This is a genomic window from Streptomyces sp. NPDC006510, from assembly GCF_040611955.1.
Lineage (GTDB): Bacteria > Actinomycetota > Actinomycetes > Streptomycetales > Streptomycetaceae > Streptomyces.
The window spans coordinates 39,487-50,153 of record NZ_JBEXPH010000041.1 but is presented as its reverse complement, the minus strand read 5'-3'; the positions used below and the strand labels follow the sequence as shown (position 1 = coordinate 50,153).

At 70.3% G+C, this 10,667-nt stretch carries 11 protein-coding genes and 1 pseudogene; 7 read left to right on the top strand and 5 right to left on the bottom strand.

Annotation, left to right across the window (positions count from 1 at the left end):
- Together ABZY11_RS15595 and ABZY11_RS15590 are read right to left on the bottom strand one after the other, a co-directional pair.
- Window positions 1-184 (bottom strand): annotated as a pseudogene (locus ABZY11_RS15595) (hypothetical protein); the annotation flags it as partial.
- Complete coding sequence (locus ABZY11_RS15590) at window positions 177-758, bottom strand: sigma-70 family RNA polymerase sigma factor (RefSeq protein ID WP_356479643.1); 582 nt, start codon at window positions 756-758, stop codon at window positions 177-179. The pseudogene ABZY11_RS15595 and the gene ABZY11_RS15590, both read right to left, overlap by 8 nt.
- Before the next feature lie 255 nt (window positions 759-1,013).
- Here ABZY11_RS15590 and ABZY11_RS15585 point away from each other — a divergent pair, with 255 nt between their 5' ends.
- From ABZY11_RS15585 to ABZY11_RS15570, 4 genes are all read left to right on the top strand, one after another.
- The gene (locus ABZY11_RS15585; RefSeq protein WP_356479642.1) at window positions 1,014-1,460 is read left to right on the top strand and encodes a hypothetical protein; all 447 of its coding nucleotides are present in this window, start codon (window positions 1,014-1,016) and stop codon (window positions 1,458-1,460) included.
- Between the two features lie 313 nt (window positions 1,461-1,773).
- Window positions 1,774-3,636 (top strand): ABC transporter ATP-binding protein, encoded by a 1,863-nt coding sequence (locus ABZY11_RS15580; protein ID WP_356479641.1) that lies wholly within the window; start codon window positions 1,774-1,776, stop codon window positions 3,634-3,636.
- The gene (locus ABZY11_RS15575) at window positions 3,633-4,559 is read left to right on the top strand and encodes a serine/threonine-protein kinase (protein WP_356479640.1); all 927 of its coding nucleotides are present in this window, start codon (window positions 3,633-3,635) and stop codon (window positions 4,557-4,559) included. The genes ABZY11_RS15580 and ABZY11_RS15575 overlap by 4 nt, the downstream gene beginning before the upstream one ends.
- 98 nt (window positions 4,560-4,657) lie before the next feature.
- On the top strand, window positions 4,658-5,299 hold the full coding sequence (locus tag ABZY11_RS15570) for a superoxide dismutase (RefSeq protein ID WP_356479639.1): 642 nt from the start codon (window positions 4,658-4,660) through the stop codon (window positions 5,297-5,299).
- 121 nt (window positions 5,300-5,420) lie between these two features.
- On the opposite strand, the gene ABZY11_RS15565 is transcribed toward ABZY11_RS15570, so the two are convergent.
- The 3 genes from ABZY11_RS15565 to ABZY11_RS15555 all read right to left on the bottom strand — a co-directional run bounded on the left by ABZY11_RS15565 (window position 5,421) and on the right by ABZY11_RS15555 (window position 8,498).
- On the bottom strand, window positions 5,421-6,293 hold the full coding sequence (locus ABZY11_RS15565; protein WP_356479638.1) for an alpha/beta hydrolase: 873 nt from the start codon (window positions 6,291-6,293) through the stop codon (window positions 5,421-5,423).
- A gap of 68 nt (window positions 6,294-6,361) precedes the next feature.
- A complete protein-coding gene (fabV, locus tag ABZY11_RS15560; protein WP_356479637.1) occupies window positions 6,362-7,573 on the bottom strand; it encodes an enoyl-[acyl-carrier-protein] reductase FabV in 1,212 nt (403 codons plus the stop codon).
- 256 nt (window positions 7,574-7,829) lie between these two features.
- A complete protein-coding gene (locus ABZY11_RS15555) occupies window positions 7,830-8,498 on the bottom strand; it encodes an O-methyltransferase (RefSeq protein WP_356479636.1) in 669 nt (222 codons plus the stop codon).
- 78 nt (window positions 8,499-8,576) lie between these two features.
- Here ABZY11_RS15555 and ABZY11_RS15550 point away from each other — a divergent pair, with 78 nt between their 5' ends.
- The 3 genes from ABZY11_RS15550 to ABZY11_RS15540 form a co-directional block, all read left to right on the top strand.
- Window positions 8,577-9,227: a CatB-related O-acetyltransferase gene (locus ABZY11_RS15550; RefSeq protein WP_356479635.1), complete on the top strand. Its 651-nt coding sequence runs from the start codon at window positions 8,577-8,579 to the stop codon at window positions 9,225-9,227.
- On the top strand, window positions 9,224-10,063 hold the full coding sequence (locus tag ABZY11_RS15545) for an MOSC N-terminal beta barrel domain-containing protein (protein ID WP_356479634.1): 840 nt from the start codon (window positions 9,224-9,226) through the stop codon (window positions 10,061-10,063). The genes ABZY11_RS15550 and ABZY11_RS15545 overlap by 4 nt, the downstream gene beginning before the upstream one ends.
- Before the next feature lie 358 nt (window positions 10,064-10,421).
- The coding region (locus ABZY11_RS15540; protein WP_356479633.1) for a tectonin domain-containing protein at window positions 10,422-10,667 on the top strand (246 nt) is incomplete at its 3' end.

The following is a 10,667-nucleotide window of genomic DNA, read 5'->3' as shown; positions in this document are numbered from 1 at the left end:
CCGGCACGAGATCCAGCAGCGCGTCCGAGGCGGCCGCCAGCTCGTGGACGTGTTCGCGGCAGGCGGGGCAGTGCTCCAGGTGGTCCATCGCCCCGGCCCGCTGCCTGGCGGGCAGCACACCGAGCGCCAGTTCCGCGCCGATCTCCCGGAGCTGCTCGCAGCTCAGCCCGCCGTTGTCAGTCATGGTCCACCTGCCTCGCCGCGAGGGACGCCCGGACCTTGCCCATGGCCGCCCTTATCCGGGTCTTGGCGGTACCGAGCGGTATCTGCTCGAAGTCGGCGACCTGTTGGGCCGTCATCCCGTAGATCCCGGCCATCACCAGCGCACGCGCCTGTTCCCTCGGCAGCGCGCCGACCGCGCGGCGCAGATCCGCCGCGGTTTCGGTGGACAGTGCGTGGCGCTCCGGTGTGTCGGCGACGGTCTCCATCATGTTCTCCAGGTCCGCGGGGTCGACCGGGGTGGCCTTGCGGGCACGTACGGCGTCGATCGCTAGGTTGTGCGCGATGGCGGACAGCCAGGTGGGCACCGATCCCCGGCGCGAGTCGTAGACCTGGGCGTGCCGGCAGGCGCGCTCGAAGGTCTGCTGGGCGATGTCCTCGGCGAGCTGGATATCGCCGACCACGGCGACGGCCACGCCGAAGACCCGACGCTGGAACCGCCGTACGAAGGCCACGGCGATCTCGGGATCGCCGGTCATGAGCCCGGCCAGCAGCGCTTCGTCGGGCACCCGCTCCAGGGGGATGCCAATCCTGCGCATACTCCTTACGTAACACGCGCCCGCGGAGATTGCCTGCTGCGGGCGCCCCCGGGACCTCTCGTTCGGACCGGACCGGACCGGGCGGGCGGCCGGGCGGGCGGGCGGCCGGGCGGGCGGGCGGCCGGGCGGGCGGGCGGCCGATCGGGCGGGCGGCCGATCGGGCCGATCATGAACCCTCGGGCCTGCGGCGCCGTAGGTAGTGAAGGCGCGCCCTACCGAACACGGCGGCGCAGGCCGCCTCAGACCCTTGGAATCGTGATGACGTCTCGCACGACACTCATGGCCTTGCGCGGGACCGGAGCGATCTGCGCCCTGGCGAGCGCGGTGCTCCATCTCCTGCTGGTCCCCTCGCACTTGACGGAGATGCCGTACATCGGCGTCCTGTTCCTGATCGGCTGCGTGGTGCTGCTCGCCGTCGCCGCGGGTCTCGCCCTCCAGCAGCGGCCGCTCGGCGCCTGGCTGATCGGCGCTGCCACCAGCATCGGCATGATCGCGGGTTTCCTGCTGTCGCGGACCGTCGGACTGCCGGGCTATCGCGAAACGGACTGGGAGCCGCCGTACGGCATCCTGTGCCTGATCGCGGAAGTCGCCTTCGTGCTCGCCTTCGTGGCGTGGCTGAAGGAGAGCGGCGCCCCGCGGGCCGCGGCGGACCTGCCCCGCGGGGCCCTTCGCACGGGGTCCTCGTCGGCGCGGGCGCGCTGACCGCGGACGGCGCCCGCGACGGGGCGAGATTTTGCCGGGATCGGCAATCCCGCGAGCCCTCTGGAGCGTATTGCGTCCAGAAGGCTCTCAGGAGGGAAGCCCATGGCGATCTTCAAGTATCTGACACCCGCCAAACACCGTGACGAAAAGAGGGACATGACATCGGGGCGCTCCGACAGCACCGGAAGGCGCCGTCGCCGTCGTCGCCGTAACACCCACCACGATCACCACGGTCACCACTGGTGACCATCCGGAACGGCTGAGCGGGCCCTGCTTCTTGGTCCGCTCGGCCGGCGATGTGAGGAACGCGTCCATGAGGCGTGTCTCGTGGCATCTCGTACGACGGCTGCTGTCGGTGGCGGACGATCCCGACGCGGTCGTCGCCGCCGCGCCCGCGGTCGCCCCGCGCGAGGTGTTCCGGCGCTTCTGGCCCTATACCCGCGGCGGCCGGCGTCTGCTCGTTCCGATCCTCGCGTTCAGCATGTTCGGTCCCGTCGTCGACGCGGCCGAGATCTGGCTCTTCAAGACCGTGGTGGACGATGTGCTCGTCCCGCGCGATCTGCGCCCCTTCGCCTGGATCGCCCTGGCGTACACCGCGCTCATCGTCTGCTCCGGCGTGCTGGATTTCGCCGACGAGGTGATGTCCACCTGGGTGAGCGAGCGTTTCCTGCTGGCCCTCCGGTCGGATGTCTTCCGGCATGTCCAGGACCTCTCGCTCGGTTTCTTCGAGCGGCGCCGGCTGGGGGACCTGCTGTCGCGCCTCACGGGTGATGTCGACGCGGTCGAGACATTCCTGCTCTCTGGGGTGGCGAACGGCCTCTACTACGTGATCCGGCTGGGCGTCTTCCTCGGCCTGCTGTTCTACCTGCGATGGGATCTGACCCTGCTCGCGCTCGTCATCGTGCCGCTCTTCTGGTGCGCGGCCCGGCACTTCTCCCGGCTGATCAAGGCCGCGTCGCGGGAGCGTCGGCGGCGCAGCGGTTCGATCAGCGCGATCGCCGAGGAGTCGCTCGGCAACGTCGCGCTGGTGCAGGCGTACAACCGGCAGGAGACGGAGGGGCGCCGGTTCGAGCGCGAGAGCCTGGGCAAGTTCCGCGCGGCGATGGCCTCGGCGCGCATCCGCGCCGTGTACGGCCCGATCGTCGAGGTCATCGAGCTGGCCGGCGTGCTGGCCGTCATGGGCCTGGGCACCTGGAAGCTGGCGCAGGGGCAGCTCACGCTGGGCGGGCTGCTGGTCTTCCTCGCGCTGCTGAGCAACCTCTACAGCCCGATCCGCGACCTGTCCCGGCTCACCAACACGTTCTACGCGGCCTCCGCCTCCGCCGAGCGGATCATCGAGCTGCTCGACCAGCGCCCCCAGGTCGTCGAGTCCGCCAGGGCCCGGCGGATCGGGCGCGCCCGGGGCGACGTGGAGTTCCGCGACGTCTCCTTCCGCTATCCGGGTACGTCCCGGTGGGCGCTCAGGGACGTGTCGTTCCATGTGACCCCCGGCACGACGCTGGCACTGGTCGGCGCGAGCGGCGCCGGCAAGTCCACGGTCGGCAAGCTGCAACTGCGCTTCTACGACCCGGATCGGGGCGCGATCCTGCTCGACGGCACCGACCTCAGGGACCTGCGGCTGTCCGAGCTGCGCGAGAACGTCGCGGTGGTCCTTCAGGAGACGCTCGTCCTGCACGGCACCGTGCGGGAGAACATCGCCTACGGCCGCCCGGACGCGACGGAGGCGGACATCGTCGCGGCGGCCCGCGCCGCCGACGCCCATGACTTCATCCAGTTGCTCCCCGAGGGCTACGACACGGTGGTGGGACAGCGCGGCCGGACGCTGTCCGGCGGGCAGGCCCAACGCCTCGCGATCGCCCGCGCGATGATCAGGGACGCGCCCGTGCTGCTCCTGGACGAACCGACCACGGGCCTGGACGCCCGGTCGGGCCGCCGGATCATGGAACCGCTGCGCCGGCTCATGGCGGGGCGCACCACCATAGTCATCTCGCACAATCTGCTCACCGTCCGCGACGCCACGTCCACCGTGGTGCTGGACCACGGCCGGGTCGTCGAGCGCGGCACGCACGGGGATCTGCTCCTTCGCGACGGAACGTACGCCCGGCTGCACCGGCTGAACGCGGAGACCGACCGGGATCGGACCGCTCCCCCTCCCCTGCGGAAGGTCCTGTCATGACCCGCCGCACCGCCGCGCCGCCGGCTCCACCCCTCGCCCCCGGGACGCGACCCGTGCCGGGGTACGAGGTTCTGGCGCATCTGGCCCGGACGGGCTGGCTCGACCTCTACGACGCGTGGAGCGAGGAGCGGGACTGCCGGTGCGTCGTGAAAGTGCTGCGCCCCGACCGCCGCCACGAGCAGCGGCTGCGCGAGCGGCTGCGGCGGGAGGGCCACTGGCTGCTGGCCTTCGCCCATCCGCATCTGGTCCGCGCGTACGAGACCTTCGACTCGCCCGAGCCGGTCGTCGTGCTGGAGACGCTGACCGGCGAGACGCTGTCGCACCTGGTCCGCCGGTTGCCCCGCCGGGTGTCCGCCCAGGACGTGGCCCTGCTCGGCGCGCAGCTGTGTTCCGCGGTCCACTACCTCCACGGCCGGGGCCTGCTGCACCTGGACCTCAAGCCGTCCAATGTGGTGGTCGACTGCGGGCACGCCAAGGTGCTCGACCTGAGCGTGGCCCGGCCGCCCGGCATAGCCCCCGCGGGCATCGGCACCTTCTGCTACCTGGCTCCCGAACAGGCGCGGGGCGGGCTGCTGTCGGCCGCGGCCGATGTGTGGGGCATCGGTGTCACGCTGTACGAAGTCGCCACCGGCGACGCACCGTTCGACAGCGGCGAGCCCATGGACGGGACGGACGGGACGGACAGCACCGACTGCACGGACGGCACCGCGGGCACCCTCAACGCGACGGACTGGTACCCGCAGCTGGAGGAGACCGCTGAGCCGATCGGATCCCGCCGACGCCTCCCCCGCGACCTGGCGGCGGCCATCGACACCTGCCTGCGCCCCGACCCGGCAGCCAGGCCCGTGGTCCCCGAACTCGCCGAAGCCTTCGACGCCGCTCTGCCCCGGCGGGCACGCCGCCGCCCCAAAGACACGTCCTAGGTCAAAGGGCTGATCACCTCGGCACCCTTCCTGCTGTTAGCCTGCTTCTGCATATAGCTTGCAATAACAACAGGACAGCAGCTGGAGGGTTCGACCACATGGCCACGTACACGCTTCCGGAACTCCCGTACGACTACGCGGCGCTCGAACCGGTCATCAATCCGCAGATCATCGAGCTCCACCACGACAAGCACCACGCCGCCTATGTGAAGGGTGCGAACGACACCCTGGAGCAGCTGGCGGAGGCGCGCGACAAGGAGGCATGGGGAGCGATCAACGGACTCCAGAAGAGCCTCGCGTTCCACCTCTCCGGCCACATCCTGCACTCGATCTACTGGCACAACATGACCGGCGACGGCGGCGGCGAGCCGCTCGCGGCGGACGGTGTCGGTGACCTGGCGGACGCGATCACCGAGTCGTTCGGCTCGTTCGCCGGTTTCAAGTCCCAGCTGACGAAGGCCGCGGCCACCACGCAGGGCTCCGGCTGGGGCGTCCTGGCGTACGAGCCGGTCAGCGGCAAGCTGATCGTCGAGCAGGTCTACGACCACCAGGGCAATGTCGGCCAGGGCTCCGTCCCGGTCCTGGTCTTCGACGCCTGGGAGCACGCCTTCTACCTCCAGTACAAGAACCAGAAGGTCGACTTCATCGAGGCGATGTGGGCCGTCGTCAACTGGCAGGACGTGGCGAAGCGTTACGCGGCCGCCAAGGAGCGCGCCGACGTGCTGCTGCTCGCCCCCTGACCGGGAGGCGCACATACGTCCTGCCTCGTGATCGTCTTCTCAACCTTCACCGGGCAGGCGGATGAAGGAAGGGCCCTCGCCTGGACGTGACAGGTGAGGGCCCTTCTGCGCGCTGAACGGCTCAACGGCCCGCGGCGCGCTCCAGCAGGGTGCTCAGCACCTGTTCGGCGTGGGTCCAGAGCACCGCCCCGCCGGCCTCCGGCACCGGATGCCGGACCGCACCCGGGATGCGCGAGGCCAGCCGGACCCCCTGGTCGGGCGAGTGCCCGGTGTCCTTCTCCCCGTACCAGAGGTCGACGGGTACGGCGATGTCCGACAGCCCGATCCCCCAGCGCCCCATGGCCAGGACGGTGTCCCGGGCGTAGCCGGCCGCGCCCTGCGCGAAGGCTTCGTCGAGCGCGCGCCGGTAGGCGGCCGCGAACGCCGGCTGCTGATAGACGGCGAGGTCGCACTCCGGACTGCCGGACATGACCATGTCCCACATCCCCTGCGCGGTGAACCCGGCGAAGACCTGCTCGGCGGCGGCCGGGTCGGACACCGCCAGGTCGACGAGGCGCCGCAGCTCCTCCGGGAGCGCGTCGGCGAAACACGGCTCGGCGACCTCGTCCGCACCGGAGACCACCGCGAGCGCCCCGACCACTCCGGCGGCGGCGCACGCCAGCGCGAACGGCGCCCCCTGCGAATTGCCGACCATCAGGGGCCGCCCCAGACCACGCAGCCCGGCGAACGCGCGGACGTCGTCGACGAAGTCACCGAACGTACGCCCCGGCACGGGCGAGGAGACCCCCAGACCGGGGCGGTCCACGGAGATCAGCCGCACCCCGAGCCCGTCCAGCACATCGGCACCGAAGCCGAGATGCCTACTGGTGGCCGCGCCGGGCGAGAACAGCACCGGCACCCCGTCCCCCGGCCCCCACTCGGCCCAGCCCAGCAACCGCCCTCCCGGCAGCTGTTCCGTACCGATACGAACCGGGTCACTCACACGCAAAGACATGCACCCGATCATGACCGGATCCGCTGCCCGTGTCGAAGGGCTTTCCCCGAAGCCCGGACCGGACCGCTTCAGGGGGTGACCGTGTCCGGCCAGGAGATGTCGGTCTCGACCGGCGCGGCATAGTCGATGCCGGACACGGCGAATCCGTACAGGCGCTGCACTTCGGCGTGGAACCAGTCGAGGTCGGCGAGTTCGGTGATGTTCTCGGTGGTGGCGGCCTTCCACCGCTCGGTGACGGCCGCCTGGACGGTGGGGGCGAGTTCCCAGGTGTCCAGGCGCACCCGTCCTTCGTCGTCGAGGTCGAGCGGGCGGACACCGGTGAGCTGGTCCCACAGGTCGATGAGCTGCCCGATCGGCGGGACCATGGCATGGCCGAGGACGCCGCGGAGCAGCCCGACGTACAGGGCGATGCCGGGGATCGCGGTCGAGGACTGGGTGACGGCAGCAGCGTTGACCGAGGTGACCGCGCGCCCCTCGACCAGCTTGCCGAGCCGCTCATCGAGGGTGCGGGCGGTCTGTTCGAGGTGGGACTTGGCAGCACCGATGGTGCCTTGCCGGTAGATCGCGGCTGTCAGGGCGGAGCCGATGTAGGAGAGGGCGGCGGTGGTGAATCCATCGGCGAGCAGTGCGCGGTCGGCGAGGTGGTCAATCCACCGTTCCCAGTCGGTTCCGCCCATGACGGCTACGGTCTGCTCGATGTCGTCGCCGTCGGCCGGCTGCGTCTCGATCTCCCGCACCTCCCCGGTGCCCTGGTCGTCGAAGACGAGGGTCTTGGTGCTGTACGCCTCACCGATGGGCTTGAGGACGGACGCGTACGTGGTCCCGGTTTCGGGGTCGGTACGGCGTGGGGCGGCCACCGAGTAGATCAGGTAGTCCAGACGGCCGCCGAAGCGCTCCTCCAGCACCTGCGCGACCTGGTTCTTCATCTCGTCGGAGAACGCGTCCCCGTTGAGGAACACCATGTCGTGACCGTGCCGACGGGCCAGTTCGGCGGTCGCGGCCGTGCGGTACCAACCGGCCGTACCCGTTCGCCGGCCGGGGGCCTTCTCGAAGCAGACCCCGATCCCACGGATCCCGGCACGGGCGAGACCTGCGATCGTCGCGGCCAGCCCGTACCCGGCGGAGGAGCCGATGATCAGCGCCACGGGTGCCCGGTCGGGCACGCGGGAAGGGGTGGGGACGGCCTGCCACATGTCCTCCACCAAGCGCTCGCAGCCGGCCGGGTGGGAATCGAGGAAGAGGAAGCCGCGGTTCTTGGGGGCGATGACGCGTTCGCTCATGGGCTCGGGTCCTTCGGTTCGTCACGGACGAGGAAGCGGCGACCGCGAGGGCATGCGCCGCGCCCTGCAAGTCTGCGGCCGTACGAACAAGGGGGGTCACCTCGTCGGCCACAGTAATACTCAGCAGCTCTTGGAGGCTTTCCACCACTTCGGCCACACGGGAACGCCGGCGCCCGGATCCCGTTCGAGGCGCGCTTCGGGCCACCCGCGTCCGCGGACCGCTCGCCGCAAACATCCCGGCCCATGTCGGCGAATGTCAGCCGGTGACCAGCGCCATCATCAGCCCGTCGTACCCCTTGCTCCCGACGGTCTGCAGCGCGGTCGCGGTCAACGTCGGCTCGGCGGCGACGAGTTCGGTGAACCGGCGCACCCCCTGCACCTTCGGGTCCTCGCTGGCGCCGTCGACCACCTCTCCGTCGCGTACGACGTTGTCGGCGACGATCAGGCTGCCGGGCCGGGTCAGCTTCAGGGACCAGGCCAGGTAGTCGGGGTTGCTCGGCTTGTCGGCGTCGATGAACACGACGTCGAACGGCCCGTGTCCCTCCGCCGCCAGCTGCGGCAGCGCGTCGAGGGCGCGGCCGACCCGGATCTCGACGACGTCGGCGAGCCCGGCCCGCTCGATGTTGGCCCGCGCCACCTCCGCGTACACCGGATCGGCCTCCAGCGTCACGACCTTGCCGCCCTCGGGCAGCGCGCGGGCCAGCCAGATGGTGCTGTAGCCGCCCAGGGTGCCGATCTCCAGCACGGTGCGCGCCCCCTGGAGCCTGGCCAGCAGGTTCAGCAGCTTGCCCTGGTTGGCGGCGACCTGGATCGCCGGGAGCCCGGCCCTGTCACTGGCCTCCACGGCTGCGTCCAGGGCTTCGTCCGGGCCCACCAGCAGACCGTTGAAGTAGTCGTCGACCTCGGTCCATTGCGCCAGCGTCACGGCGCGCTCCTCTCTCGATCCCTTTCGAGTTCCCAAAAGGAACTTACCTCATGCGAAGCGAATGCGATGATGAGCGCCATGAACGCAGTCCCCGCCGACCCCGCCGTCCTGCACCCGATGCCGGGCCAGCCCCGGGTCGTCCTGCTGAAGCCCCTGGTGAAGTCCGAACTGATCGAGGTCGGGGACTTCACGTACTACGACGACCCCGACGACGCGACCGCGTTCGAGACCCGCAACGTGCTGTACCACTACGGCCCGGAGAAGCTCGTCATCGGGAAGTTCTGCGCGCTCGGGACCGGAACGCGGTTCATCATGAACGGCGCCAACCACCGGATGGACGGCCCGTCCACGTTCCCGTTCCCCTCCATGGGCGGCTCCTGGACCGAGCACTTCGACCTGCTGACCGGGCTGCCGGGCCGGGGCGACACCGTCGTCGGCAACGACGTCTGGTTCGGCTACAACTCCATGGTGATGCCGGGCGTACGGATCGGGCACGGCGCGATCATCGGCGCCGGCTCCGTCGTCACCGCCGACGTACCCGACTACGGCATCGTCGGCGGCAACCCGGCCCGGCTGATCCGCACCCGGTACGACGAAGAAACGGTTGCCCGGCTGCTCGCCGTCGCCTGGTGGGACTGGCCCACCGACCACCTCACCCGCCGCATCCGCACCATCATGTCCGGCAGCGTCGACGCGCTCGAAGCGGCTGCCCCGGAGGGGACACCATGACGATCACCGTCCGCGAACTGGCCTACTACCCGGTCAAGGGCTGCGCCGGAACCACGGTCGACTCCGCGCAGGTCTTCGGCACCGGCCTCGAACACGACCGTACGTTCATGGTGGTGGACGCGACGGACGGCGCCTTCCGCAGCCAGCGCACGCATCCCGCCATGGCCGCGATCCGGGTCGAAGTCCTGGACGGCGGGGCGGTGTTGGCCCTGTCCGCCCAGGACGTCGAGCCGTTGCGCGTGGACGTCGACCGGGACGGCCCGCGACGCGACGTCAGCATGTTCGACCGCCCGCTCGGCGCGGCCGTCGACCAGGGGGACGCGGTCGCGGAGTGGTTCTCCGACGCGCTCGGCGTGAAGTCCCGCCTGGTACGGGTGGCCCCCGGCTTCGACCGGGACGGCTGGGGCGACACCCCGGGCAAGGTCAACTTCGCCGACGCGCACGCGGTGCTGGTCGCCTCGACGGCCTCCCTGGACGATCTCAACGCCCGCATCACCGCCCGGGGCGACGCCACGCCCGTACCCATGAACCGCTTCCGCCCCAACATCGTCCTGACCGGCAACGATGAACCGCACTTCGAGGACCGGGTGCGCCGGATGACCATCGGCTCCGTCGAACTCGCCTACTCGGTACGGGCGACGCGGTGCGCCGTCCCCATGGTCGACCAGACCACCGGCCACCGCGCGGGCCCGGAGCCGATCCGCACCCTGTCGACGTACCGGCGCGAGCCGGAGTACGGGAACAAGGTCAGCTTCGGCGCGAAGAACGCGGTGGTGTGCGAGGGCGCGGTGAGCGTCGGGGACGTGGTGGAGGTCGCGGAGTGGCTCAGCGCGTGAGGAGCCCGGACGTCACTACACCGACCACGACCCGCAACCCCCCTTCGGCACCGGCTCGGTGGCCAAGGCCCCGGCCGCGGTCCTCGAACGGGCCCGCACCCTGGACTGAGTTGTTTCGTCCGGATCATCCGGCAGACCGGGGTCCGGGCGCCGTTCTCGTTCCCTTGTGGGTTACAGCGGATTCAGCCTCCTCGTGGTGAGGCGAGTGAGCCACGCGCCCTGGCAGGCAGAGGGGCGAAGACAACCAAACGGCGATTTTTGGTTTATCTCCATAGCCAATCGGCATATCAGGCCGTTTGGGTAGCCTCTCCGAGCAGCAGGATTCCCCTCGCAAGGTTCGAGGTAAGGGGACAGGAAAATGGCTGACTGGAAGAACGTCTCCGGTGGTCTCACTTCGATCTCGGTCGGGTCCAGGACCCACGTCTGGGGCGTGAACTCCCTGGGCCAGATGTACCGGTACACGGGCCACGACTCCAACCCGTGGGTAGGCATCCCCGGCAAAGCCGTCGACATCGGCGTGGCAGCCGACGGCACCGTATGGCACGTCAACTCAGCAGGCGGAATCTACCGATACACCGGAGACCAGGGTTCCACGGACTGGGTC